24 protein-coding genes are annotated in these 25,906 nt (G+C 68.8%); 11 read left to right on the top strand and 13 right to left on the bottom strand.

Annotated elements, in window-relative coordinates; genetic code table 11:
* Window positions 1-113: 113 nt before the first annotated feature.
* Complete coding sequence (locus tag G537_RS0117430) at window positions 114-1,010, bottom strand: AraC family transcriptional regulator (protein WP_026871216.1); 897 nt, start codon at window positions 1,008-1,010, stop codon at window positions 114-116.
* Between the two features lie 134 nt (window positions 1,011-1,144).
* Between G537_RS0117430 and G537_RS0117425 the strand changes: the two genes are divergently transcribed.
* Window positions 1,145-1,900 (top strand): SDR family NAD(P)-dependent oxidoreductase, encoded by a 756-nt coding sequence (locus G537_RS0117425; RefSeq protein ID WP_026871215.1) that lies wholly within the window; start codon window positions 1,145-1,147, stop codon window positions 1,898-1,900.
* Window positions 1,901-1,966: 66 nt separating this feature from the next.
* Here G537_RS0117425 and G537_RS0117420 read toward each other — a convergent pair whose 3' ends face one another.
* From G537_RS0117420 to G537_RS0117410, 3 genes are all read right to left on the bottom strand, one after another.
* Window positions 1,967-3,124, bottom strand: a complete 1,158-nt coding sequence (locus G537_RS0117420; RefSeq protein WP_425402298.1) for an iron-containing alcohol dehydrogenase — start codon at window positions 3,122-3,124, stop codon at window positions 1,967-1,969.
* A gap of 139 nt (window positions 3,125-3,263) precedes the next feature.
* Window positions 3,264-4,649, bottom strand: a complete 1,386-nt coding sequence (locus tag G537_RS0117415; protein WP_026871213.1) for an aldehyde dehydrogenase family protein — start codon at window positions 4,647-4,649, stop codon at window positions 3,264-3,266.
* 106 nt (window positions 4,650-4,755) lie between these two features.
* On the bottom strand, window positions 4,756-5,853 hold the full coding sequence (locus tag G537_RS0117410) for a nucleoside hydrolase (protein WP_026871212.1): 1,098 nt from the start codon (window positions 5,851-5,853) through the stop codon (window positions 4,756-4,758).
* A gap of 141 nt (window positions 5,854-5,994) precedes the next feature.
* Between G537_RS0117410 and G537_RS38460 the strand changes: the two genes are divergently transcribed.
* On the top strand, window positions 5,995-6,501 hold the full coding sequence (locus G537_RS38460) for a GNAT family N-acetyltransferase (RefSeq protein ID WP_051248525.1): 507 nt from the start codon (window positions 5,995-5,997) through the stop codon (window positions 6,499-6,501).
* Between the two features lie 44 nt (window positions 6,502-6,545).
* Here G537_RS38460 and G537_RS0117400 read toward each other — a convergent pair whose 3' ends face one another.
* From G537_RS0117400 to G537_RS0117385, 4 genes are all read right to left on the bottom strand, one after another.
* Window positions 6,546-7,538 carry a methyltransferase gene (locus G537_RS0117400; protein ID WP_026871211.1) on the bottom strand — a complete coding sequence of 331 codons (993 nt, stop codon included), beginning with the start codon at window positions 7,536-7,538 and terminating at the stop codon, window positions 6,546-6,548.
* Window positions 7,539-7,644: 106 nt separating this feature from the next.
* Window positions 7,645-8,061 carry a nuclear transport factor 2 family protein gene (locus G537_RS0117395; protein WP_026871210.1) on the bottom strand — a complete coding sequence of 139 codons (417 nt, stop codon included), beginning with the start codon at window positions 8,059-8,061 and terminating at the stop codon, window positions 7,645-7,647.
* Between the two features lie 30 nt (window positions 8,062-8,091).
* Window positions 8,092-9,027, bottom strand: a complete 936-nt coding sequence (locus tag G537_RS38455) for an aldo/keto reductase (RefSeq protein ID WP_155888641.1) — start codon at window positions 9,025-9,027, stop codon at window positions 8,092-8,094.
* The gene (locus tag G537_RS0117385) at window positions 9,024-10,124 is read right to left on the bottom strand and encodes a type III polyketide synthase (protein ID WP_026871209.1); all 1,101 of its coding nucleotides are present in this window, start codon (window positions 10,122-10,124) and stop codon (window positions 9,024-9,026) included. Before G537_RS0117385 ends, G537_RS38455 begins: the two co-directional genes overlap by 4 nt.
* 705 nt (window positions 10,125-10,829) lie before the next feature.
* Here G537_RS0117385 and G537_RS0117380 point away from each other — a divergent pair.
* Complete coding sequence (locus G537_RS0117380) at window positions 10,830-11,405, top strand: NADPH-dependent FMN reductase (RefSeq protein ID WP_064742162.1); 576 nt, start codon at window positions 10,830-10,832, stop codon at window positions 11,403-11,405.
* A 51-nt stretch (window positions 11,406-11,456) separates the two neighbouring features.
* A complete protein-coding gene (locus G537_RS0117375) occupies window positions 11,457-11,945 on the top strand; it encodes a VOC family protein (protein ID WP_026871207.1) in 489 nt (162 codons plus the stop codon).
* 147 nt (window positions 11,946-12,092) lie between these two features.
* Here the strand turns inward: G537_RS0117375 and G537_RS0117370 are convergent, their stop codons facing one another.
* The 4 genes from G537_RS0117370 to G537_RS0117355 form a co-directional block, all read right to left on the bottom strand.
* Window positions 12,093-12,998: a DMT family transporter gene (locus G537_RS0117370; RefSeq protein WP_026871206.1), complete on the bottom strand. Its 906-nt coding sequence runs from the start codon at window positions 12,996-12,998 to the stop codon at window positions 12,093-12,095.
* A gap of 15 nt (window positions 12,999-13,013) precedes the next feature.
* Window positions 13,014-13,790, bottom strand: a complete 777-nt coding sequence (locus tag G537_RS0117365) for an SDR family oxidoreductase (RefSeq protein ID WP_026871205.1) — start codon at window positions 13,788-13,790, stop codon at window positions 13,014-13,016.
* Between the two features lie 151 nt (window positions 13,791-13,941).
* Window positions 13,942-15,324, bottom strand: coding sequence for a glutamine synthetase family protein (locus G537_RS0117360; RefSeq protein ID WP_051248523.1), 1,383 nt, complete (start codon window positions 15,322-15,324; stop codon window positions 13,942-13,944).
* Between the two features lie 191 nt (window positions 15,325-15,515).
* Window positions 15,516-17,033, bottom strand: a complete 1,518-nt coding sequence (locus G537_RS0117355; protein WP_026871203.1) for an amino acid permease — start codon at window positions 17,031-17,033, stop codon at window positions 15,516-15,518.
* A gap of 170 nt (window positions 17,034-17,203) precedes the next feature.
* Between G537_RS0117355 and denD the strand changes: the two genes are divergently transcribed.
* Window positions 17,204-18,202, top strand: a complete 999-nt coding sequence (gene denD / locus G537_RS0117350; protein ID WP_026871202.1) for a D-erythronate dehydrogenase — start codon at window positions 17,204-17,206, stop codon at window positions 18,200-18,202.
* 161 nt (window positions 18,203-18,363) lie between these two features.
* On the opposite strand, the gene G537_RS0117345 is transcribed toward denD, so the two are convergent.
* The gene (locus G537_RS0117345) at window positions 18,364-19,170 is read right to left on the bottom strand and encodes an alpha/beta fold hydrolase (protein ID WP_026871201.1); all 807 of its coding nucleotides are present in this window, start codon (window positions 19,168-19,170) and stop codon (window positions 18,364-18,366) included.
* 373 nt (window positions 19,171-19,543) lie between these two features.
* Here G537_RS0117345 and G537_RS0117340 point away from each other — a divergent pair, with 373 nt between their 5' ends.
* The 6 genes from G537_RS0117340 (at window position 19,544) to G537_RS0117315 (ending at window position 25,780) form a co-directional block, all read left to right on the top strand.
* On the top strand, window positions 19,544-20,602 hold the full coding sequence (locus tag G537_RS0117340; protein WP_026871200.1) for an ABC transporter ATP-binding protein: 1,059 nt from the start codon (window positions 19,544-19,546) through the stop codon (window positions 20,600-20,602).
* Between the two features lie 53 nt (window positions 20,603-20,655).
* Window positions 20,656-21,972 (top strand): ABC transporter substrate-binding protein, encoded by a 1,317-nt coding sequence (locus tag G537_RS0117335; protein WP_026871199.1) that lies wholly within the window; start codon window positions 20,656-20,658, stop codon window positions 21,970-21,972.
* Between the two features lie 197 nt (window positions 21,973-22,169).
* Window positions 22,170-22,946, top strand: coding sequence for a pentapeptide repeat-containing protein (locus G537_RS0117330; protein ID WP_051248522.1), 777 nt, complete (start codon window positions 22,170-22,172; stop codon window positions 22,944-22,946).
* A gap of 89 nt (window positions 22,947-23,035) precedes the next feature.
* On the top strand, window positions 23,036-23,980 hold the full coding sequence (locus G537_RS0117325) for a carbohydrate ABC transporter permease (RefSeq protein WP_026871197.1): 945 nt from the start codon (window positions 23,036-23,038) through the stop codon (window positions 23,978-23,980).
* Window positions 23,980-24,864, top strand: a complete 885-nt coding sequence (locus G537_RS0117320) for a carbohydrate ABC transporter permease (protein ID WP_034852054.1) — start codon at window positions 23,980-23,982, stop codon at window positions 24,862-24,864. Before G537_RS0117325 ends, G537_RS0117320 begins: the two co-directional genes overlap by 1 nt.
* A gap of 22 nt (window positions 24,865-24,886) precedes the next feature.
* Window positions 24,887-25,780 carry an alpha/beta fold hydrolase gene (locus G537_RS0117315; RefSeq protein WP_026871196.1) on the top strand — a complete coding sequence of 298 codons (894 nt, stop codon included), beginning with the start codon at window positions 24,887-24,889 and terminating at the stop codon, window positions 25,778-25,780.
* Window positions 25,781-25,906: the final 126 nt, after the last annotated feature.

The raw sequence follows: 25,906 nt of genomic DNA, 5'->3' as shown, positions 1-25,906 counted from the left end.
CCGCCGTGCACCGCGATGGAGTTAATAATTTTCAATGCGACACGGTCGACGGAATGCAATCTGTCGCGCGAGTAGAGGGCAACCGGCGCAGCCGCCGCCGGTCATCCCGGCGGTCATCCCGGCCCGCCCGCCCGGGTTTCGTCCTTCGCCGCCTTCGTCTCCCGGACGGGCGGCAGGCCGAACATCCGGCCGTACTCCCGCGTAAACTGCGACACGCTCTCGTAGCCGACGGCGAACGCCGCACTGCTCGCGGTCGCTCCTTCCGACAGCATCAGCCGGCGCGCCTCGATCAGGCGCAACTGCTTCTGGAACTGCAGCGGCGAGAGCGAGGTCACGGCGCGGAAATGATGGTGGAACGACGACGGGCTCATCCCCGCCACCGCCGCCAGGCGCTCGACCGGCAGCGGCTGCGCGAATTCGGTCCGGAGCACCGCGACCGCACGGGCCACGCGCCGCACATGGCCATCCGGCCAGCCGAGACGCCGGATCGCCGCGCCGTGCCGTCCGGCCAGAAGCCAGTAGTGCATCTCGCGCACGAGCTGCGCCTGCAGCACCGGCACCGATGCCGGACGGTCGAGCAGGCGCATCAGCCGCAGCGCCGCGTCGGCGACCTCGGCATCGGTCGGCTCGATCCGCACGGGCGCGTGCTCGGGCACCGTCACGGTCCCCATCTGCACCGCCAGATCCGCGATGACCGCCGGGTCGAGCTCCAGCACCAGCGAATAATAGGGGGCGGCGACGCTCGCCTGCGTGATCTGGCTCACGGTCGGCACGTCCGCGGTGATCAGCAGCGAATCGCCGGCGGCGAAGGAGAAGGCCCGGGCTCCCATCGCGATATGCTTGCGTCCCTGCAGCACGAGGCAGGCGAGCGGCCGGGAGATCGCGTATTCGAGGCCGCTGGGGACGGTGGCGCGCACGGCCGTGAGGCCCGGGATCGGGGTCCGCGCCACGCCGTTCGCGTCGGCGTTCGCCTCCGCGTAGCGGCGTACGGCATCGAGCAGAGTGGTCATGCAGGGAGCCTACCGCGTCGCGGCCGGCAGCGCTCGCCGTTTCGGAGGATTAGGCAAAGAAGATCGAGCTTCCGGCAACAACGTCCGGCTCCCCGGCCCGATATCGGGGTGGTCGTTTCCACAGGAGTCGGACCATGACCAAGATCACCCTCGTGACCGGCGGCAGCCGCGGGCTCGGCCGCAACACCGCGCTCAGCATCGCCCGCCGCGGCGGCGACGTCATCCTCACCTACCGCAGCCGGGGCGAAGACGCCCAGGCTGTCGTCGCCGAGATCCAGGCGATGGGCCGCAAGGCGGTCGCCTTCCAGCTCGACACCGGCGACGTCGCCGCCTTCGCGCCCTTCGCCGAACGCCTGCGGACGGCGCTGCGCGAAACCTGGTCGCGGGAGACGTTCGACCATCTCGTGAACAATGCCGGCCACGGCGACTACGCCCTGATCGGCCAGACGACCGAGGCGCAGTTCGACGGGCTGGTCAATGTTCACTTCAAGGGCGTGTACTTCCTCACCCAGACGCTGCTGCCGCTGATCGCCGATGGCGGCCGCATCGTGAACCTGTCCTCCGGCCTGACCCGGACGTCCTATCCCGGCTATGCCGCCTACGCGGCGGTGAAGGGCGCGGTCGAGGTGCTGACCCGGTACATGGCCAAGGAGCTGGGCGGCCGCGGGATCGCGGTCAACACGGTGGCGCCGGGCGCGATCGAGACCGATTTCGGCGGCGGCGCCGTCCGCGACAACCCGGAGATCAACAGGATCTTCGCGGACATCACCGCGCTCGGCCGCGCCGGCCTGCCGGACGACATCGGGCCGATGATCGCGAGCCTGCTGTCCGAGGACAACCGCTGGGTGAATGCGCAGCGGATCGAGGTGTCGGGCGGCCAGGGCATCTGAGCGGGGCGCTGCGGCGCCGGCGGAGGCTCTCCGCCGGCGCCCCGCCGCCGCGCACAACGGCCGGCGTCAGAGCCGGCCGTTCACCGCGTCGACGAACACCGCGCGCAGGTCGTCGGCCTTGACCGGCTTGGCGTTGCTGCCGGTCGACGGGTCGGCCTCGGCCATGCGGCCGATCTCCTCGGCCCGGTTGTCGCCGATGCCGATCTCCTTCAGCGTGTGCGGGATGCCGATCTCGCGGCGCAGATCCAGCACCCAGACCAGCACGGTGTCGAAGCCGGGCTTCGACAGGTCGATGTAGCGGCCGAGGCGCTCCATCCGCCCCTCGATGGCGTCGCGGTTGTGGACCATGCAGTAGGGCATCAGGATGCCGTTCAAGAGGCCGTGATGGGCGTCGTACAGCGCGCCCAGCGGGTGGGCGAGGGAATGGATCGACCCCAGCCCCTTCTGGAAGGCGGTGGCGCCCATGCTGGCGGCGACCAGCATGTTGCTGCGCGCCTCCAGGTTCCGGCCGTCCTTCACCGCGACCGGCAGCCATTCCCGGATCAGCCGGATGCCTTCCAGCGCGATGCCGTCGGCCATCGGGTGGAAGCCGGGGGCGCAGAAGGCCTCGAGGCAATGCGCCAGCGCGTCCATGCCGGTGGCGGCGGTGACGTGCGGCGGCAGGCCCAGGGTCAGCTCCGGGTCGGCGATGACCGCGACCGGCATCATCTTCGGGTGGAAGATGATGCGCTTCACATGCGCCTCCTCGTCGGTGATGACGCCGGCGCGCCCGACCTCCGACCCGGTGCCGGCGGTGGTCGGGACGGCGATCACCGGGGCGATCCTCGACGCGTCGGCGCGGGTCCACCAGTCGCCGATATCCTCGAAGTCCCACAGCGGGCGCGACTGGCCGGCATGGAAGGCGATGGCCTTGCCGGCGTCCAGCGGGCTGCCGCCGCCGAAAGCGATGACGCCGTCATGGCCGCCGGCCTTGTAGACGGCGACGCCGTCGGCGACGTTCTTCCCGGTCGGGTTCGGCTTGACGTCGCTGAACACCACGGTGGGGACGCCGGCCGCCTCGTTGGCGGCAACGGCGTCGCCGATCATCGCCAGCTTCGCCAGGCCGGGATCGGTCACCAGCAGCGGCCGCTTCAGGCCATGGGCCTTGCACAGGTCCGGCAGCTCCTTGATCCGGCCGGGGCCGAACTTCACCGCGGTCGGGTAATTCCAGTTGCCTTTGAGCATCGTCGCCTTCATCCGCCCTGTCTTTGACCGCCTCTTTGCTGTCATGCCCGGGCTTGACCCGGGCATCCAGAGACCGTCGACATTTTCTGGATTGCCGGGTCAAGCCCGGCAATGACAATCAAAAGAACAAACAGCTGGCCTACCCCGGCAGCCGCAGATGGAAGGATTTCGGCCGGGTGAGATAGTCGTAGCCGAGCGTCGAGAGGGTGCAGCCGCGGCCGGAGTCCTTGACCCCGGTCCAGGCCAGGGCCGGGTCGAGATAGTCGCAGCGGTTCAGGAACCAGGTGCCGGTCGCGACCTGGTCGCCGATGGCGATGGCGGCGTCGACGTCGCGGGTGAAGACCGCGGCGGTCAGGCCATAGGGGCTGTCGTTCATCAGCCGCACCGCCTCCTCGTCCGACGCCACCTTCATGATGCCGACGACCGGGCCGAAGCTCTCCTCGGTCATCACCCGCATCGAATGGTCGACTTGGGTCAGGATCTGCGGCGCCAGATAGGGCGTGCCGGGCTTGTCGGCGGCAAAGCCGTTGGCGTCGATCAGGGCGCGGGCGCCCCGGCGCACCGCCTCCTCGGTCTGGCCGCGCACGAAATCGGCGGCCGAGGCCCGGACCATCGGCCCCAGCGTCGTCGCCTCCTCGGTCGGGTCGCCCAGCACGTATTGCTTGGTCAGTTCGACCGCGCCCTCGACGAAGGCGTCGTAGACCGAGGCGTGGACATAGATCCGCTCGATGCCGCAGCAGGATTGGCCGGAGTTGAAGAAGGCGCCGTCGACCAGCGTCTCGACCGCGTGCTTCAGGTCGGCATCGGCGCGGACATAGCCGGGGTCCTTGCCGCCGAGCTCGAGCCCGACGCCGACGAAGCGGCCGGACGCCGCTTCCTCGACCGCCCGGCCGCCGGGGACCGATCCGGTGAAGGCGACGAAGTCGACCGCGCCGCTGCCGATCATCTTCGCCGTGGTCTCGTGATCGGCATGGATGTGCTGGAACACGCCGGGCGGCAGATCGGCCAGGGCCTCGGCGAAGCGCTCGGCGCAGAGCGGCGTCTGGTGCGAATGCTTCAGGATCACCGCATTGCCGGCCATCAGCGCCGGGACCACGGCGTTGACCGCGGTCAGGTAGGGGTAGTTCCAGGGCGCGACGACGAAGACGGTGCCCAGCGGCTCGCGCCGAATGAAACGGCGGAAGCCTTCCTTCGGCCCGACATCGATGTCGGCCAGCGCGCCCTCGGCGACCGAGATCATGTAGCGCGCCCGCTCCTCGAAGCCGCGCACCTCGCCGGGGGTGTAGCGGACCGGCCGGCCCATCTGCCAGGTGATCTCGCGCGCGATCTCCGGCCCCGCGGCGACGAAGGCGTCGACCGCGGCGGACAAGAGGCGCGCGCGTTCGGAGACCGGCACGCGCCGCCATTCCGCCTGGGCGGTCCGGGCGCGGGCCAGCGCCACCTCGGCCTCGGCCGGCGTCGCCAGCGGCCGTTCGACATAGATGCCGCCGTTCACCGGCGTGATGGTCTTCAGGATCCGGGTCATTCCTCGTCTCGGGACAGCCTCTCTGCGGCGCGCATCTTGCGGCCTTCGCCCCGGATTTCCCAAGAGGGATCGCGGCCCGAGCCGGGCCGCGTCCGGCGCATGAGTCTCAGTTCGCCGTCATGACCGGCACCGGCCGAGTCATCAGGTCGACATAGAGGTCGAAGAAGCGGCGGTTGTCGAACTGCTTCACCACCTTGATCTTCTGCAGCAGCCTGGTCGGCTGCTCCTGCCAATAGCCGTAGGTGCGGCCGTAGCCGGGGCCGAAGGCGATGTCGACATCGACGAACAGCTCCTCGACCCTGGTGGCGTAGCCGGGATCGACCAGATAGGCGAGGGCGAGCGTGTCGAAGACGTTGACGGTCGCCGCCGGGTCCTTGGCGAATCTCTTCGCCATCCAGCTGTCCTTGAACAGCGCCGCGATCGGCCCGTCGCCGGCGATAACGCGGTCGAAATCGGCCTTCGAGAGCTGGGTGATGTCGGTGACGTCGAGCGGGATGATCGCCTGGTCGATTGGCTCACGCATCACGATCCGCGCCGCCTCCGGGTCGATCCAGACATTCATCTCGGCGGCCGGGGTGGTGTTGCCCCGGACATCGAAGGCGCCGGCCATGTACACGATCCGCTTGATCAGCGGGACGATCTCCGGGTTCTTGCGGACGGCCAGCGCGATGTTGGTGGCCGGGCCGATGACCAGCAGCGACACCTCGTGCGGGTTCGCCTTGACCGTGTCGACGATGAAGTCGACCGCGTCCTCGCTCTGCGGCTTGGCCGTCTTGGCGAAGCCGTCGGGCGGGGCCACGAGATCGGCGTCGCCCGGCTGCGGCCGGTGGAACGCGGTCTTGTAGCTCTCGCCGAAGCCGAACAGGGTGCGCTCGCTCTCGAAGCTCTCCGGGTCGTGCACCAGCGGCAGGTTGGCGCCGGCATAGACGCCGACCCGGTCCGCGATCCCCAGGCGCTCGACCGCGCGCAGCGCGTCCGCGACCTCCTGTTTCAGCCAGTTGTTGCCGGTCACGATCGTGACGCCCAAGAGGTCGATCACCCCCTGGCGGTCGAGCTGCGCCGCCATGATCAGGACCTGGCCGTCGTCGCCGGCGGTGCTGAAATCGGTGTCGAGGATGACCTTCTCGGCGGCCCGGGCCGGCGCCGCGGCCATTGCTCCCGCCAGCGCCCATGCCGCCAGGGCGGCGGCGATCCATCGCTGCATTCTCGTGTCTCCTCCTTCGCCGACCGGCGTCCCCCGGTCGCCGGGCCCACCATGGCACGCTTTCGCCGCCCGCCGCAGCGCGGATCGCGACGGGCCGGCCGCCGATGTATAGGTTGCGCCCGTTGGATATCGGAATCGGCCATGGCGATCGAACTGCGCGCATTGCACCCCGAGGATCACGCCCGGATCGCCGCGGTCGGCGGCGGCGCGGCCTGGAACGCGGACCCCGCGCTCTGGGCCGGCTATCTCGCCGACCAGGCCGCCGGCCGGCGCGCGGTGCTGCTGGCCTGCGACGGCGGCCGCCCGGTCGGCTACGGCACCCTGGTCTGGGACTCGGACTACCCGCCGTTCCGGGCCGCCGCGGTGCCGGAGGTCAACAACCTGGTCGTGGCCGCCCCGGCGCGCGGCCGCGGCATCGGCTCGGCGCTGATCCGTGCCTTCGAGGACCTGGCCCGCGCGGCCGGCCGGCGGCAGATCGGCCTGGGCGTCGGCCTCTACGCCGATTACGGCCCGGCCCAGCGGCTCTATGCCGGGCTTGGCTACCGGCCGGACGGCCGCGGCGTCACCTGGCGCGAGCAGCCGGTCGAGCCGGGCGCGCCGGTGCCGGTCGACGACGACCTCGTGCTGTGGCTGATCAAGCCGCTGTGAGCGCCGCCGATTGGCAAGCGTGGGCCGGGCCCGAAGTGCGGAGCTCAGGGCTTTCGGCCGAGGACCGCTCCGTTGGCGGCGGGCGCATCGAAGCGGATCGTCTCGATGCCGGTGAACCCGGCCACGGTGAGCCAGGCACCATACTCGGCTGCGGTGTAGTTCCGCCCCCAGGTCTCGACGAGCATGTTGAGGCTCATCAGGGCCGCGCCGACCGGTCCGTCCTTGGTGTCGTCGACCAGCTGGTCCGAGATGATGATGCGCCCTCCGGACGGCAGCGCGGCAAAGCATTTGCCGAGGATGGCGCGGCAATCGTCCTCGGCCCAGTCGTGCAGGATCATCGACAGCAGGATGGCGTCGTGTCCCGCGGGCAACTCCGCATCGGCGAAGAAATCGCCTTCGACGAGGCTGATGCGATCACCCAGCCCGGCCTGATCGATCTTGGGTTTGGTCAATGCACACACGAAGGGCAGGTCGTACACGGTCGCCGTCAGTTGCGGGTAGTGGTTGCACAGGGTGATGTCGTTGGCCGCTCCGCCGCCCCCCAGATCGAGCAGCCTCCTGGCGGTGGACATGTCCACCGCGTCCGCCAGCACGCGGGAGGTGGTGATGGACAGTGAATACATCGCCTCCCAGAAGATGTTCACCAGCGTCGGGTCTTCGCCGTCGAACAACGATTTCTGACGGGTCGGGTCCCAGGTGAGGGGCCGGTTGCTGTACAGCGCTTCCTTCAAGCGCATCCAGGCCGGGTACTCCCGGCGGTCGGCCATCTCGACCCAGCCGCCGAAGTAGCGGGGCTTGCCGCGGACCAGATATTCCTCCGACATCGGGGAATTGACGTAGTGCTCGCCGCGCCGCTCGAGCAGTCCCAGCGCGGCGCATGCGGTGAGGAGCATTTCCGACGGGCGGCGCTCCATGCCGTATTGCTCCGCGCACCCGTCGATGGTGAGGCCCGGGGTGCCGGAGAGGTGGGTGAACAGCTGGAGTTCATGCGCCACTGCCAGCGTCTTCGCGGCCCAGAAGCCGGTGACCAGGGCCATGAGGGGCTGGGCGCTCGGGGCAGATGCCAGGTCGGGAGAGGTCACGACAGTCGGTTCCTTCGGCGAGAGTGGCTGATGGTCGTGGGCGACCGGCGCGGGCGGGCGGTCAGGTGGCCGCGGGCGGGGCCTCGCCCGCCAGGAAGCGACCGAGAGCGGCCGCGTCGTAGGCGTTCTCCCAGTGCTCGACGATCCGGCCGTTGCGGAAGCGCCACAATCCGCAGAAGGGCATCCCGATTTCGCTGCCGTTGAGGCGCGCGCGCAGGATGCCCAGCACGGCTCCGAAATGGTCGTTGGCGGTGATCTCCTGGACATCCATGACGAGCGTGCTGCCCGTCTGGCGGATCAGCTCAAGCTCCTTGGCGAGAACGGCTGCCTTCCCGGCGACCTGCGGCGGCCGGCCCGAGACGCCCCGATCCGCGGTGTGCAGCACGACGTCGTCGTCGGCGTATTCGGCGATCCGGCTGAGGTCGGCGTAGATGGCGCGCAGCGTCTCGATATTGGGGTGTGCGTTCGGCGTGCTCATGAAGTCCTCCGTCGAGTTGGGGGCGACAGCTCACCGTTCGGGCCGCCAGATCTGGGGCTTCGCCCGGTCGACCGCAGCCGTGATGGCGGCCATGTCGGCAGCGCTCAGCCGGAGGTCGGCGGCGCGCGCGTTCTCCTCGAGATGGGTGATGGAGGTGGTGCCCGGGATCAGCACCGTGGCCGGGGAGTGGTGCAGCAGCCAGGCGAGGGCGAGCTGAGACGGCGTCGCGCCGTATTCGGCGGCGATCGGGGCAAGGACGCTGTCGGGCCCGACGAGGCCGCCATGCCCCAGAGGGAACCAGGGGATGAAGGCGATGTTGTGCTTCTCCGCATGACGCAGGGTTTCCTCGTCGGTGCGGTCGGCGATGTTGAACAGGTTCTCCACCGCGACGATGTCGGCGACCGCGCGGGCCCGGGTCAGCTCGTCGATCGTGACCCCGGGCTGTCCCGACAGCCCGATATGGCGGATCTTGCCCTGCTCCCGGAGGCGGGCCAGTTCGCCGATCTGGTCGGCGAGCGGCACGGCCGGGTCGATGCTGTGCAGCTGGTAGAGCCGGATGCACTCCACGCCGAGATTGCGCAGGCTCAATTCGACCTGCTGGCGCAGATACTCGGGACGGCCCAGCGGCACGATGTACGGAGGGCGGTCCTCGCTGTGGATCCAGTCCTTCGGGCCCGAGCGGAGCATCCCGCCCTTGGTGCAGATGACCAGGTCGTCGGGGTAGGGATGCAGGGCGCGGCGGATGATCTGCTCGTTGTTGCCCGGGCCGTAGGAGTCGGCCGTGTCGATGAAGTTGACGCCGAGCTCGACCGCGCGGCGCAGCAGGCGAATGGCGCCCTCGGGGTCGATCGGGTCGCCCCACATTCCGGGACCGGTCAGGTGCATCGCGCCATAGCCGAGGCGGTTGACGGTCAGGTCGCCTCCGATGGTCAGCTGCCGGGTGATCTCCGTCTGTATCGCGGTCATGATGCGGTCTCCTGGGCTGGAATCAGGGCTTCTGCGTTGGAGGGAGGGGTGCTGGCGGTCCAGGTGCCGAGGGTGATCTCGGCGGTGATGCCTGGCCCGAACCCGGCGACGATGCCCTGTGCGCCATCGGGAACGATGCCCGCGACGAACAGGCGGCGCAGGGCGTCCAGGACGACGGCGGAGGCAATGTTGCCGTGCTCGGTGAGGGTGGCGCGGCTGTGGGCGAACATCCCGGGCTCGACGCCGAGGAAATGCGACAGGTCATCGAGGATGCGCGGCCCGCCGGCGTGGATGATGTAGAAGTCCAGGGCGGAGGCATCCCACCCGTGTTCGGCAGCCACGGACCGCAGCTCGGGGGCGAGCTGCTCCATCGTCCTGGGCACCCTCCGGTCGAGGCGAAAATGGAAACCGGTGGCCTTGACCGCGTAGGAGATCCAATCCTCGGTGCCGAGGACGAGGCGCGACCCGTTGCGGGCCAGGGACATCCCCACGCCTCCCTCGCCGCGCACCACGGCCGCTGCCACGGCATCGCCGAACAGGCCGTTGGAGAGCAGGTTGCCGACGCTCAGGTCGGTGGGCTGGTAGCACAGGGAGCAGAACTCGCACGCGACGATGAGCACATGGGCTCCGGGGTGAGCCAGGCAGAAGTCGTGGGCGCGGTTGATCGCGGCTCCGCCGGCGGCGCAGCCGAGCTGCGCGATGGGCAATTGCCGGGTGTCGCTGCGAAAGCCGAGATGATTGATCATCCAGGCGGTGAGCGACGGCATCATGAAGCCGGTGCACGAGACGTAGATGATCGCGTCGATCTGGTCCGCTGTGAGCCGTGCATTGGCCAGGGCCTCGTCGACCACGGCCGGTACACGCGCCTTGGCCTCGCGCACATAGATGAGGTTGCGTGCCTCGAAACCCGGGTGATGCAGCGCGTCCTCGACCGGCTGCACCAGGTGACGCTTGCGCACGCCGGTGTTGGCGACCAGCCGCAGGACGAGCGGCAACTCTTCATGATCGGCATGGAGCCGCCTGGCCAATTCCAGGGTCTGCTCCATGGTGATGGTGTGTTCGGGCACAGCGACCGCCGGACAGCAAAGTACTGGCATCACACACTCCCGCTGTAGGAACTGGGCAGATGCAGGCCGGCCAACGGGCAGCCCTCGTGACCGAGGCCAGTCGTCTACTGGAGCCGGGCCTCCGCCGGAGGATCCCCACGATCGCCGCAGACCGCGGCCGAGTTGCTCCGGCGCCGGCCGATGACGGCGATCGCCCGTCTCACGCCGACACAAAAACTCCTGGAATGATCAAGATGATCCGCATGCGCCACCCTTTCGATTCGCAGCGGCGAACTCACGGTTGAGCTGATCCTCTCTATTCGCAGAGAGGGATGCAAATCATGTGTAGATAGACTCATATTGATATCCTGGGACGAGTCAAGATGTTATTTTTTGATTATTATGGTATGCAGTTATTTGTTCAGTAATTCAAATTACCGGAAATTTATGACTCACAGTCACGCATAAATTATTGAATTTAAGATATTGTTTGATTAAAATGACTGATGTTCCTGGCGCTCATATCGGATTATCATTTTATGAGTTCTGGCATGTGCCGACGAGATGTGGATGTCTGAGAATCTCGACCAGTAACTGCCGAGTGAATGCCATAGGTGGCGAGCTCTGTTTCGGCAAACCGGTCGGCCCCTGCCATGTCTGCGATCCGCCACGACCGGATCGGAAAAAGCCTCTGGACTTAAAGCTGACTTCAACTTGTAGGGTGCCGGCGACTCGCCATCCAACGAGGGGCACATCATGGACACTCTCCGCATCGGCCTGATCTACGGCAGCGTCCGCGACGGCCGGTTCTGCGACACCGTCGCCGGCTGGGCGGCCGGGGAGATCGAGCGGGCCGGCGGCTTCGCGCTCGACGTCATCGACCCGCGCACGCTCGGCCTGCCGGACTGGAGCGGCCGGCGGGACGGGGAGGGGGTGACCGCCTTCCGCGAACGCATCGACCGGGCCGACGGCTTCGTCGTGGTCACGCCGGAGTACAACCACGCCTATCCGGCCGTGCTGAAGTTCATGATCGACTGCGCCTATGCCGAATGGCAGGCCAAGCCGGTGGCCTTCGTCTGCTACGGCGGCATCTCCGGCGGGCTGCGCGCGGTGGAGCAGCTGCGCCTGGTCTTCGCCGAGCTGCACGCGGTGACGCTGCGCGACACGGTCAGCCTGGCCTTCGCCCCGCGCCGCTTCGACGCCGCCGGCCGGCTGGTCGAGCCGGAGCAGACGACCGCAGCCATGACGGTGATGCTGAAGGCGCTGCGCTGGTGGGCGACGACCCTGCGCCAGGCCCGCGCCGTCGCCCCCTATGCCGAGGCGCTGGCGTAGGCGGATCTGGTGTCGAGCCGAGATGCTCGTTCGACCGAAGGGAAGGCGGCCATGGCGGTTGTTCCAATCCGCTCACTCTACGAAACGCACCTGACCGTCAGCGATCTCGATCGCTCCATCCTGTTCTACCGGGACGTACTGGGGCTCGAGATGGCCCACAGGGTGCCGGAACGCCACGCTGCGTTCTTCTGGGTCGGCACGAGGGAACGAAGCATGCTGGGGTTGTGGTCGATCCACTCCTCTCCCCTGCGGTTCCGGCTGCACATTTCCTTCAGGGTCGATCTGGAGGATGTGAGCCGCTCGATCCAGGCCCTTCGCGCGGCCGGGGTCGAGCCGAGGCCGGCTTTCGGCCTGCCCGCAATGGAGCCGATTGTCTTCTCCTGGATGCCGGCCGCCAGCGTCTTCTTCGATGATCCGGACGGCCACTCCTTGGAGTTCATCGCAGGCCTTCCCGAGGAGCCCAGACCGGAACTCGGGGTCGTGTCCCTCGGTCGCTGGCGGATGCTCAATCAAGCCGACAATGCCGAGACATCGGGGTAGGCGTTCCCGGCCGGCGAAAAAAGAACCCCGCCGGAGGAGGCGGGGCTGAGGGGTCCAGTGGTGGAGGGAGCTTGGCCCCCCGTAACCAGAGACGATCCGGGGGCGCTCCTTATTCCAAAAAAATCGCATGCGGAGGTCGGCCCCGCCTCACCGCGCCAGGGCGGCGAGGGCGACGCCGCCGAGGGTCAGGGCCAGGGCGGCGATCTCGCGCAGGCCGAACGGGTCACCCAGCATCGCGACGGAGGCGAGCACGCCGATCACCGGCGCCATCAGCGACCCGATGGTGGCGACCAAGGCCGGCAGCCGCCGCAGCGCCGCGAACCAGGCGACATAGGCGAGGCCGAAGGCCAGGGCGCCGCCATAGACCAGCGCCAGCCAGCCGAAGCCGTCCAGCGCCGCGAAGTCCGGCTGCTCGAACAGCAGCCAGAACAGCAGCAGCGGCAGCAGGCCGAGCCCGGTCTGCCACGCCACCAGGGCGGTCGGCGGCATCGCCACCGGCGCCCGCTTGGCCAGCACGGTGCCGAGCGCGAACAGCATCGACCCGGCCAGGGCGAGGGCCACGCCCGGCAGCTTGGCGCCGATCTCGGCATCGCCCGGCGCCTCATGCGCCACCAGCAGCACGATGCCGGACAGGCCGAGCACCAGGCCGATGCCGCGGGCGAGCGTCGGCTTCTCGCCCAGCAGCGGCCAGGCCAGCAGCGCGGCCCAGAGCGGCAGGGTGTAGGCCAGGATCGTCGTCTCCGACGCCCGCAGCCACAGCAGCGACAGGGTGGTCAGCGCCATCCAGGCGGTGACGTTGAGGCCGGCGGCCAGGCACAGCCGGCCCCATTGGCCGCGCGGCGGGCGCAGGGATTCGCGGCGCGCCAGCGCGATCGCCAGCACGATGGCCGTGCCGATCAGCCCGCTGGCGGCCCGGACGGAGAAGGGCGGCAGCACCGTCACCAGATGCTTCACCAGGGGCCAGTTGAACCCCCACATCAGGCTGGTCGCGACCAGGAAGCCCAGCCCCTGGACCGATACGCCCGGCGCCCTGGATGCGGCGTTCGTCGCCATCGGCGAGCGGCCGCCTCAGACGAGGACGGGGCTCTGCAGCCCGTCCATGCTGATGTTGACGCCGGTGATGTAGCTGGCCTTGGCCGAGGCCAGGAACAGCACGGCGTCGGCGATCTCCTCCGGCCGCGCCGGGCGGCCGAGCGGGATGCGCGACACCGCCCGCTGCCGCGCCTCCTCCAGCGAGATGCCGTGCAGCCGGGTCTCGGCGGCGAGCCCCTCGGCCACGCGCTCGGTCTCGGTCAGGCCGGGGTTGAGGCCGACGACGCGGACGCCCTTGCCGGCATAGGCGGTGGCGAGGCCGGCGGTGGCCAGCATCAGCGCGGCGTTGGCGGCGCCGCCGGCGATATGGACCGTGGCCGGCACCTTGCCGCCATTGCCGATGATGTTGACGACGACGCCGGCGCCCCGCGCCGCCATCCGCTTCACCACCGGGTCGATGACGCTGATGTAGGAGAAGAACTTGGCGTCCATCGCCGCCCGGTAGGCGGCCGGCGTCAGCTCGTCGGCCGGGGTGCGCCGCGCAGCGCCGGCCGAGTTGACCAGGACGTCGATCGGGCCCAGCGCGCGCTCGGCCGCCTCCACCGCCGACAGCGCCGCCGCGGCGTCGGTCAGGTCGGCGGCGATGGCGACGGCGCCCGGAAGCCCCGCCGCGGCGCGGTCGAGATTGGCCTGGCTGCGCGAGGCGATGGCCACCCTGGCGCCCTCCGCCAGGAACGCCTTGGCGCAGGCCAGGCCGATGCCCTTCGATCCGCCGGTCACCAGCACGGTCTTTCCGGTCAGGCCGAGATCCATGGAACGCTCCTCTATGGCAGCGCCGCCGGTCCCGGCTCGTCATTGCGAGGAGGCGAAGCCGACGAAGCAATCCAAGGGCCGGTGCGAGCAGCCCTGGATTGCTTCGCTTCGCTCGCAATGACGCGTTGGAGTGCGTAGCCGGTACGGCGACTCAGATGATCTCGAAGTACCGTGCCAGTTCCCAATCGGTGATGTGCTTGCGGAATTCGCGCTCCTCCCATTCGCGGGTGGCGGCGAAATGCTCCACCCAGTCGTCGCCGAACAGGGCGCGCGCCGGCTTCGAGGCGCGCAGCCGCTGCGCCGCCTCCCACAGGGTGCGCGGCAGCTCCATCTTGCGCGGGAAGGTCTTGGCGTAGGCGTTGCCCTTCACCGGCTCGCCCAGCTCCAGCTGCCGCTCGATGCCCCACAGCCCGGCGCCCAGGGCCGCGGCCAGGACGATGTAGGGGTTGGCGTCGGCGGCGGCGATGCGGAACTCGACCCGCTGGCTCTTCGGCCCGCCCTGGATCACGCGCAGCGCCGTGGTCCGGTTCTCCACCCCCCAGGTCGCCGAGGTCGGCGCCCAGAAGCCCGGGATCAGCCGGGAATAGGCGTTCACCGTCTGCGCGATCATGGCCAGGAACTCCGGCATCAGCGCCTGCTGGCCGGCCACGAAATGGCGCATCGTCGCGCTCATCCCGTGCGGGTCCTTCGGGTCGTGGAAGGCCGGCTTGCCCTTGGCGTCGACCAGCGACATGTGGATGTGGCCGCTCTGCCCCGGCACCTCGTTCGACCACTTCGACATGAAGGTGGCCATCAGGTTGTTGCGCTGGGCGACGACCTTGGTGAAGGTGCGGAAGATCGTCGCCTTGTCGGCGGCGGCGAGGCCGTCATCGACCGCGATCGCCGCCTCCAGCACGCCGGGCCCGGTCTCGGTGTGCAGCCCCTCGATTTCGCAGTCCAGCGCCTGCATGGTGCCGAGCAGCTCGTGGTACAGGTCCGACCACACCGAGCTGCGCAGCACCGAATAGCCGAAGAAGCCGGGCGTCAGGCAGGTCAGGTTGCGGTAGTGCTTCTCGCGCACCGAATGCGGCGTCTCGTCGAACAGGAAGAACTCGTATTCGAACGCCGCCTTCAGGCCGAAGCCCATGGCCTTGGCCTTGTCCAGGACCCGGCGCAGCAGGGCGCGCGGGCACACCGCCTCGGCCTGGTCGGCCAGCTCGCACAGGAAGAAGGGCAGGTCGTTCTCGAAGGGCAGGCGGCGCATCGTTTCCGGCAGGATGCGCACCGGCGCGTCCGGATAGGCGGTGTGCCAGCCGGTGTAGCGGGCGTTGTCGTAGAGCTGGTCGTGGCTGTCCCAGCCCACGATCACGTCGCAGAAGCCGAAGCCCTTCTCCAGCGCCGACAGGAACTTGTCGCGCGAGATGTACTTGCCGCGCAGGATGCCGTCGACATCGGTCAGCGCCACCTTGACGTGGCTGTATTCGCTCTCCTCGACCAGCTTGCGGGCATCGACCGCGGTCACGGGGGCCGCGGCCCGGGTGGTGGGTTGCGCCATGATCTCTCGAAGTCTCCCGTTTCCTGTCGCCCGCTCTTGCGCCCGGTCCGTCCGGCGCGGGTCGTGATCTGCGGCTCTATTCTGAGCACGCCGAGCGAAGCGGCGGCAAGAGAGGCTGCGCCGCCTCCGGATGACTCGCGAGCTGTATCGAAATGGCCGGGGAGGGGCCGCGCCGGCCCCTCCCGCAGCCGTCAGTGCGACTCGTAGGCCGCCTTGCCGCGCTCCAGCGCGAACTTCTCCTCCGGCGACAGCACCAGCTTGTGCCGGCCCCAGATCAGGAAGTAGGCGAGCCCGATCAGGATCCAGACGGCGACCGGCAGCACCGCCTGGCGGTAGGCGGCGTCCTGCATCTGGAAGCCCAGCGTCACGATCGCGATGCCGGCCGTCAGCACCGCGCCGGGAATGCCCAGCGGGCTGCGGTAGGGCCGCTCGATATGCGGCAGCCGGACCCGCAGGACGATGAAGGAGATCGCCTGCAGCAGGTAGGACAGCATCGCCCCGAACACCGCCATGTTCAGCAGCGTCGTGCCGATCACCGTGGTGGCCACGCTGGTGTCCGTGGTCAGCCAGATCACGATCATTACCGCGAAGCCGACCACCGCGCCCGCGATCAGGGCGAGGTGCGGGGTCTTGCGCGTGCCGTGCGTGACCGACAGGCCGCGCGGGAAGTAGCCGGCCCGCGACAGCGAATAGATCTGCCGGCCGAAGGCGAAGATGATGGTGTGGAAGCTGGCGACCAGGCCGATCACCGCGGCCAGGGCCAGCAGCTTGGCCAGCCCCTCGCCGTAGAAGGCGCGGAACCCGTCCAGGATCGGCTCTCCCGACGACCCCATCGTGGCCGAGCCGCCGCCGACGCCGGCGACCAGGAACAGGGTCAGGAAGGCGGTCAGGATCAGCGTGAAGATGCCCAGCAGGATGCCCTTGGGCATGTCCCGCTTCGGGTCGTGGCTTTCCTCCGCCGCCAGGGGCAGCTGCTCGATCGCCAGGAAGAACCAGACGGCGAAGGGCATGGCCTTGAGAATGCCCTCGACGCCGAAAGGCAGCCAGGCGGAGTGGCCCTCGGCCGGCGGGATGTTCAGCGCCAGCGCCATGTCGAAATGCGGTATCGCGCTGATCCAGTAGATCGCCAGCACCGCCAGCGCCAGCACCGTGACCAGCACCGAGATGCGGAAGGACATCTCGACGCCGACGATGTTGAGGCCGACGAACAGCAGGTAGAAGCCGGCCCACCACAGCGGCATGGCGGCGGCCGGCGTCTCGAAGATGCTGCCCATATAGGTGCTGATGAAGAACACGATCACCGCGGGGGTGAGGATGTATTCGACGTTCTCGGTCAGGCCGGTGATGAAGCCGGCCCAGGGCCCCATGGCCGAGCGGGCGAAGGAATAGGCGCCGCCCGTGTGCGGCATCGCCGGCGACATCTCGGCCAGGCTGAAGGTCAGGCCGAGATACATGATCATGATGATGATCGTGGCATAGAACAGCCCGCCGAAGCCGCCGGCGCCGAGGCCGAAATTCCAGCCGGAGAAGTCGCCGGAGATCACGGCGCCGACCCCGAGGGCCCAAAGCGAGGCGACCCCTGCGTACCGTTTCAGGCCGCGCTTCTCGAAATAGCTGCGGTCGACCGTCTCGTAGCGGACGGCGCCGGTCTGCGCGCCCCCAGCCTGCGCGCCATCAGTTTGCGCGCCCGTTGACTCTTGATTTGTCATACAAACGCCCCCCTTATTGATCCACGGCCAGCGTGGACTCCTCGATCAGACACCCGATGGGGGAGGTTTCACAAGGTCCGCTGAGAAAACGGGCGTCGCCGCCGGCGGCGGTCTATCGTGGTGTTGGGGCCGTCGGGGGATGCCCGGCGGCAGCGGAGGAGCGTTCGGATATGAAGGTCGTCATCACCGGTGGTCTCGGTTTCGTCGGGCTGAACTTGGCCCGGGCGCTGCTGAAGCGGGGCAGCCTCACCGGCATCTCCGGCCAGCAGGAGCCGATCGACGCGATCACCCTGTTCGACATGGCGGCGCCGGCCGAGCGGCCGGCCGGCCTCGACGACCGGGTGTCGATCGTCACCGGCGACATCTCGGACCGCGCCACGGTCTTCGGCCTTGTCGACCGCGACGACATCTCGGTCTTCCACCTCGCCTCGATCCTGTCGGGCGGCGGCGAGAAGGATTTCGACCTGGCGCTGAAGGTCAATCTCGACGGCGGCCTGAACGTGTTCGAGGCGGTGCGGGCCCGCAAGGGCGTGGCGCAGCGCCTGGTCGCCGCCAGCTCGATCGCCGTGTTCGGCGGCTCGGTGATGCCGAAGGTCGTCACCGACGAGACCAAGCAGACCAGCCAGACCACCTACGGCATCACCAAGACGATCTGCGAGCTGCTGGTCAACGACTACAGCCGCAAGGGCTTCTTCGACGGCCGCTCGGCCCGGCTTCCGACCATCTTCATCCGCCCGGGCAAGCCGAACTCCGCCGCCTCCAGCTTCTGCTCCGGCGTGTTCCGCGAGCCGCTGAACGGCGAGGAATGCGTGCTGCCGGTGACCCGGGCGCAGCTGCCGATGCTCGGCTACCGCAACTGCATCGCCAGCTTCATCGGCCTGCACGAGGCTCCGGCCTCGGCCCTGGGCGACGACCGCGCCGTCAACCTGCCGAGCCGCGCCTACACGATCGAGGACATGGTCGCCGCGGTGAAGCGGGTGGCCGAGAAGTACCAGATCAAGCTCGGGCCGATCACCACCAGGCCGGACCCGGTGATCCAGGCGATCGTCGACGGCTGGGCCACCGACGCCTCCTGGGACCGCGCCCGCGCGCTCGGCCTGCCGATCGACGAGAGCATCGACCGCGTGGTCGAGGACTATATCGAGGACTTCCTGCCCAGCCGTCACTGAGGCCGCCCGATACTGCTACTGGTGTGGCCGTCTGACGGCGGTTTCTCCGCTTCCGGTGCTCACGGACTTTCACGTCCGCTGCGCTCCGGTTCTCGAAACCACCGCCAGCCGACTCACACCAGCGCAGTCTCGGACGACCTCACGCTGCATTCGCCTCCTCGTCACGCCGCGCCGGCGGCCTCCAGGATCAGCGCCGCGATCTCCTTCGGATGCGAGACGATGCCGAGATGGCTCGACGGCAGCTCGATCGTCTTCGCGTTCATCCGCCTGGCCATGAAGCGCTGCAGGTCGGGGTTGATCGTCCGGTCCCGGGCCGAGACCTGGTAGAAGCTCGGCTTCGACCGCCATGCCGCCTGCGTCACCTTGGCCGTGAACAGCGTGTCGGAGACGCGGCCCTGGACGGCGTGGAGCACCCTCGCCCTGGCCGGGTCGACGTCGCCGGCGAAGTCGCGCAGGAACGCCTCCTCGTTGAGCCAGAGAGAGCCGCCGGCATGCACCAGCCCCGCGCTCGCCGGCGGGGTCGGGTAGGTCTTGGCCAGCGCCGTGTAGTCCTCGTCCGCGTCCGGCGCGCGGGCGGAGCAGTAGACGAGGGCCGAGACCTTGGGGTGGACGCCGGTCTGGGTGATCACCTCCCCGGCATAGGAATGGCCGACCAGCACGGTCGGACCGTCCTGCAGGTCCAGGATGCGCTGGGTGAAGGCGCAGTCCTCGGCCAGGGACTGCAGCGGGTTCTGCACCGCCGTCACGGTCAGCCCGGCCTGCTGCAGCCGGGGGATGATCTCCACCCAGCAGGATCCATCGGCATAGGCGCCGTGCACCAGCACGACGTTGCGGGCGCGAGGCGCCGCGACCGGCGTAGCCGGTGCGGCCGCCGCCGCGGCGCGGGCATGACCGGCCGCCAGCACGGCCGCGCCGCCGGCGGCGGCCAGGCCCATCAGGAACTCACGGCGATCGATGGCGTTCAGCATGGTCTCTCTCCGCAATGCAGGGGGCGCCTCCGGCCCTTCCGGAGGCGGCGCTCGATCGCCTCTGTATGTGGAGTGCGGGTCTGAGCGGCATCTGTGTATTCGGATGCTGTCAAAGGATAGTTTCATGAATACGTTGTAATGATCGTCGTCGGCCGAGGCCCTTCGCGACGGAGGGCTGCCGAGGCTGGTTTTCGGGTTCCTGCGCCGCTATCGGGGCGACCATCTCGGCGCCCCGCGCCGTGAGCGGTTGATACCGGTAACAAATTTGTACGATCAAAGCGCCGAATCCGTTTGACCCGCCCGGGCCATCCGCTACCCTCTGCGGCAACGATCGGCGGCCGTAAGCCTCCGGCATCGCTCATAGGGAGGGGGAATGGCCTCGGTCTCGATCCGTGGTGTCACCAAGAGCTTCGGCACCGTTCCGATCATCCATGGCGTCGACATCGAGATCGGCGACCACGAATTCGTGGCGCTGGTCGGGCCCTCCGGCTGCGGCAAGTCCACCCTCCTGCGCATGATCGCGGGGCTGGAGCGGATCACCGGCGGCGACATCTCCATCGCCGGCCGTCGCATCAACGACGTCCCGCCGAAGGAGCGGGACATCGCCATGGTGTTCCAGAACTACGCGCTGTATCCGCACATGACGGTGCGGGACAACATGGCCTTCGCCCTGATGCTGGCCAAGACCGACAAGGCCGAGATCGACCGGCTGGTCGGCGAGGCCGCCGGCATCCTCGGCCTGTCGGCTCTGCTCGACCGCTATCCGCGCCAGCTCTCCGGCGGCCAGCGCCAGCGCGTCGCCATGGGCCGCGCCATCGTGCGCAACCCGCAGGTGTTCCTGTTCGACGAGCCCCTGTCGAACCTCGACGCGAAGCTCCGCGTACAGATGCGCACCGAGATCAAGCTGCTGCACCAGCGGCTGAAGACCACCTCGATCTACGTCACCCACGACCAGGTCGAGGCCATGACCATGGCCGACCAGATCGTGGTGATGCGCGACGGGCGGGTGGAGCAGGCGGGCGCGCCGCTGGAGCTCTACGACAACCCGGCCAATGTCTTCGTCGCCGGCTTTATCGGCTCGCCGGCGATGAACTTCATCGACGGCACGGTGGCCGACGGCGGCGTCCGCGCCGGCGACGGCACGCTGCTGCCGCTGCCGCCGGGGGCGAAGATCGAGGCCGGCAAGCGGGTGCGCTACGGCGTGCGGCCGTCGCATCTGCGCGTCGCCGCCGACGGCGCCGGGCTGCCGACCGAGGTCGAGGTGGTGGAGCCGACCGGCGACGACACCTTCGTCTACGGCCGCATGGCAGGGCAGGAGATCTGCGCCATGTTCAGCGAGCGCCAGAGCTTCGGCCCGGGCGACGTGATCCGGCTGCAGCCCGATGTCGGGCGCATCCACCTGTTCGACGCGGACACCGAACGCCGCCTCTAGGCGGCGGCTTTCAGACAGCGATTTTCAAGCAAAGAGCAGACGGGAGAGGAAACATGGCTGAGTTCACGCGGCGCGACGTTCTGAAGACCGGGGCAGGCCTTGCCGCGGCCGGCGCCCTCGGCGGCACCGGACTGATCCGCCCGGCCCACGCCCAGGACCTGTCCTATACGCCGGAATCGGGCGCGTCGCTGCGGGTGCTGCGCTGGGCCAAGTTCGTGCAGGGCGACGAGAACCAGTGGCTCGCCAACACCAAGGCGTTCAGCGACAAATACGGCGTCCCGGTGCGGGTCGACAGCGAGGGCTGGGAGGACATCCGGCCGAAGGCGGCGGTGGCCGCCAATGTCGGCAGCGGGCCCGACATCGTGCTGGTCTGGTTCGACGACGCGCAGCTCTATCCCGACAAGCTGCTCGACGTCACCGAGCTGGCCACCTATCTCGGCAACAAATACGGCGGCTGGTACGAGGGCCTGCAGGGCTACGCCCAGCGGGACGGCAAGTTCATCGGCCTGCCGCTGGCCGCGATCGGCAACGCCATCTGCTACCGCGAGAGCTGGGTCAAGGAGGCCGGCTTCTCCGAATTCCCGAAGGACACCGACGGCTTCCTGGCGCTGTGCCGCAAGCTGAAGGAGAACGGCCATCCGCCCGGCTTCACCCTCGGCAACGGCGTCGGCGACGGCAACAATTTCGGCCATTGGATCATGTGGAGCCATGGCGGCAAGATGGTCGACGAGCAGGGCAACGTCGTCATCAACAGCCCGGAGACGATCGCCGGGCTGAAATATGCGGCCGAGCTGTACAAGACCTTCGTCCCCGGCACCGAGGCCTGGCTCGACACCAACAACAACCGGGCCTTCCTGGCTGGCGAGATCAGCCTCACCGCGAACGGCGTGTCGCTCTACTACGCCGCCAAGAACGACGCCAATCTGAAGGAGATGGCCAAGGACATCCGCTGCGTGCCGCTGCCGGTCGGCCCGGTCGGCAAGCCGGTGGAGCTGTGCCAGACCACCTCGGCGGTGATCTTCAGCTACACCAAGTTCCCGAACGCGGCGAAGGAGTATCTGCGCTTCATGTGGGAGAAGGAGCAGTTCTTCCCCTGGATGGAGCAGTCGAGCGGCTATTGCTGCCAGCCGCTGAAGGGCTATGCGGACCATCCGATCTGGAAGGCCGACCCGAACCATGCCGCCTATGCCGGCGCGTCGGAGCGGCTGCGCCCCAACGGCTATGCGGGGCCGCTCGGTTATGCCTCGGCCGCGGCGATGGCGGACTACATCGTCGTCAACATGGTAGCCGAGGCCGCCACCGGCCAGCGCACGCCGGAGGAGGCCGCCGCCCGCGCCCAGAAGCGGGCCGAGCGGTACTATCGGGTGTAAGCTGCAGGCGCCGGAATCGCTGGATGGGCCGGAGCCGCCCCCTCACCCGAAATCGCTGGCGCGATTTCGACCTCTCCCCGAGGAGAGGTGAAAAACCCTCTCCTCGGGGAGAGGGAGGGGCCCGACGCCGAAGGCGGCGGGAGGGTGAGGGGGCGGGCCGCGCCGCCGGGTACGGTTCTCCGGCAGGGAGGCTAGGCATGGTGTTCGGCTGTCGGATCGTGCTGGCGGTGCTGTTCGCCGCCCTGGCCGTGCCGGGCTGGAGCGCCGACCTGACGCGCGACCAGGTGGTGGCGACGCTGTCCCGCGCCTCCCCGGCCGCGCCGGCCGATTTTTCCGGCAAGTCGCTGGAGAAGGTCGATCTCAGCGGCCTCGACCTGTCGGGGGCGAAGCTCGCCGGCGCCGATCTGTTCGCGGCCAAGCTGGAGGACAGCAATCTGACCGGGACCGACCTGACCGGCGCCAATCTCGGCCTCGCCTGGGTGATCCGGGCGAACTTCACCGAGGCCGACCTGTCCGGCGCGAATGTCCAGGGGCTGGTCGTCGCCTCGGGCCTCCAGACCAACCCGGCCGAGGCCCCGGTCTTCGTCCGGACGAAGTTCGTGGGCGCGCGGGTGATCGCCCGCTTCGGCGGCTTCGACCTGCGCGGCGCCGACTTCACCGATGCCAGGCTGGCGGTCGACATGCGCAACCAGTCGATGGGGATCATGCGGGCCGACTTCTCGGGCGCCAGGCTGGAGGGCGCGAACTTCACCCGGGCCGATCTCGGGCGCGCCTGGTTCCGGTTCGCCAAGCTGCAGGGGGCCCGTTTCACCGGGGCCAGCCTGCTGCATGTCGACTTCTCCGGCGCCGACCTGACCGGGGCGGATCTCACCGGTGCCGACGCCACCGGGGCGGATTTCGGCTCGGCGATCCTGACCGGCGCCACCGGGCTCGACACGGTCAAGGGGCTGGATCCTGCGGTGCCGCGCCGGTAGCGCCGGGGTCATGACGGACAACTTCAGCGCGGCCTGAGGCCGCAAGCCGGGCCGCCCGCGGAAGGCGTCCGGCATCTTGTGGAGGACAGATGTCGACGATCGCGCAGCGAAGATCGCCGCCCCCCGCCGCCTCGTGGATGGCGCGGATGATGGAGAGCCGCAACGCGCTGGGGCTGGCCTTCCTGCTGCCGGCCGCGGTGATCCTGCTGCTGTTCCTGACCTATCCGCTCGGCCTCGGCGTGTATCTCGGCTTCACCGACACGCGGCTCGGCCGGCCCGGCATCTGGATCGGGGCCGAGAACTACGAGTTCCTCTACGAGGATTCGATCTTCTGGCTGTCGGTGTTCAACACCATCCTCTACACGGTCGTCGCCAGCATCTTCAAATTCGTGCTCGGCCTGTGGCTGGCGCTGCTGCTGAACCGGCACCTGCCGTTCAAGGCCTTCCTGCGCGCCATCGTGCTGCTGCCCTGGGTGGTGCCCACGGTGCTGTCGGCCATCGCCTTCTGGTGGATCTACGACGCCCAGTTCTCGGTGATCTCCTGGGCCCTGATCCAGCTCGGGCTGATCGACACGCCGATCAACTTCCTCGGCGACGTCGCCAACGCCCGCGCCTCGGTGATCGCCGCCAATATCTGGCGCGGCATTCCCTTCGTCGCCATCACGCTGCTGGCCGGGCTGCAGACCATCCCGCAGTCGCTGTACGAGGCGGCGGTGCTGGACGGCGCCAGCAACTGGCAGCGCTTCCGCTGGATCACCCTGCCGATGCTGTCGCCGATCATCGCGGTGGTGATGACCTTCTCGGTCCTGTTCACCTTCACCGACTTCCAGCTGATCTACGTGCTGACCCGCGGCGGGCCGCTGAACGCCACCCATCTGATGGCGACCCTGTCGTTCCAGCGCGCCATCCCCGGCGGCCAGCTGGGGGAGGGGGCGGCGATCGCCTCGGCCATGATCCCGTTCCTGCTGGCGGCGGTGATGTTCAGCTATTTCGGCCTGCAGCGGCAGCGCTGGCAACAGGGAGGGCGCGACTGATGGCCGTGAAGAACGACGTTGTCGCCGACGAAGGCGGCATGGGCTATCTGGAGAAGCTGCCGCGCCGGGTGGTGACGGTCTACCTGCCGCTCGCGGTGTTCGTCTTCGTGCTGCTGTTCCCGTTCTACTGGATGGCGGTCACCTCGATCAAATCGAACGCCGAGCTGTACAACTACAAGGACTTCAACCCGCTCTGGGTGGCCGAGCCGACGCTGCGGCACATCCAGTTCCTGCTGTTCGAGACCTCCTATCCCGCCTGGCTGTGGAACACGATGGTGATCGCCGTCGGGTCGACGGTGCTGGCGCTGGTCTGCTCCGTCCTCGCCGCCTATGCGATCGAGCGGCTGCGCTTCACCGGGGCGCGCTTCGTCGGCCTCGCCATCTTCCTGGCCTATCTGGTGCCGCCTTCGATCCTGTTCATCCCGCTGGCGGTGCAGCTCAGCGGGCTCGGCCTCCTGAACAGCCAATGGTCGCTGATCCTGACCTACCCGACCTTCCTGGTGCCGTTCTGCACCTGGCTGCTGATGGGCTATTTCCGCTCGATCCCCTTGGAGCTGGAGGAATGTGCCATCATCGACGGCGCCTCGCGGCTGCAGATCCTGCGCCGCATCACCCTGCCGCTGGCCGTGCCCGGCCTGATCTCGGCCGGGATCTTCGCCTTCACCCTGTCCTGGAACGAGTTCATCTACGCCCTGACCTTCATCTCGGATTCCGAGCGCAAGACCGTGCCGGTCGGGGTCTTGACCGAGCTGGTCCAGGGCGACACCTACCAGTGGGGCGCCCTGATGTCCGGCGCCCTGCTGGGATCGCTGCCCGTGGTGCTGCTCTATTCCTTCTTCGTCGAGCACTACGTCTCCAGCATGACCGGCGCCGTGAAGGAGTGATCCCGGAGAGAGGGAGAGAATCGTGACCCGCACCGCGTCCGTCGACACCCCGCTGCTGCGCGTCGCCTACGAGGAGTCGGGGCCGGGCGGCGGGCCGCCGCTGGTGCTGCTGCACGGCTGGCCCGACCATCTGCGCACCTGGGACCGGGTGCTGCCGGCGCTGCACGACGCCGGGTTCCGCACCCTGGTGCCGAATCTGCGCGGCTTCGGCGGCACCGCCTTCCGCGACCCGGGCACCATGCGGTCGGGCCAGCTCTCGGCGCTGGGGCAGGATGTGCTCGACTTCGCCGACGCGCTCGGCCTCGGGCGCTTCACCGTGGTCGGGCACGACTGGGGCGCCCGCGCCGCCTATATCGCCGCCGCCCTGGCGCCGGATCGGGTCTCGCACTGCATCGCCATGTCGGTCGGCTGGGGCACCAATTCGCCGGACCAGGAGCTCAGCCTGACCCAAATCCAGAACTACTGGTACCACTGGTACATGGCGCTCGACCGCGGCGCCGACCTGGTGCGCAGCGACCGCCGCGGCTTCACCCGCCACATCTGGCGGATCTGGACCCCGGGCTGGAACCTGCCGGAGGAGGAGTTCGAGGAAACGGCCGCCGCCTTCGACAATCCGGACTGGGCCGAGGTCGTGCTGCATTCCTATAGGGTGCGCTGGGGCCTGGCGCCGCGCGACCCGCGCTACGATGAGCTCGAGGCGAAGCTGGCCAGCGATCCGCAGATCGCGGTGCCGACCCTCGTCCTGCACGGCGGGTCCGACCCCTGCAACGACTGCGCGACCTCGGCCGGGAAGGAGAAGTTCTTCAGCGGCCGCTACGAGCGCGACGTGCTGCCCGGCATCGGCCACTTCCCCCAGCGCGAGGCCCCGAACGCGGTCGCCGAGGCGATCCTGCGCTTCCTCGCCCAGAAGGGGTGAGCCGGGGATCCGCCAGGCACGGTTCTCACGCGCCTGGTCCGGACTCGGTGGGAACGCCCGCCTATGCCACAATTCCGGGCCAATCGGCCGCTAGGCATGGCGGGCGTTCCTGACGCTCGAGCGCCG

The sequence above is a fragment of the Inquilinus limosus DSM 16000 genome, assembly GCF_000423185.1.
GTDB lineage: Bacteria > Pseudomonadota > Alphaproteobacteria > DSM-16000 > Inquilinaceae > Inquilinus > Inquilinus limosus.
Note: the sequence above shows the minus strand (reverse complement) of the source record. Positions and strands in the feature narration are given on the sequence as shown.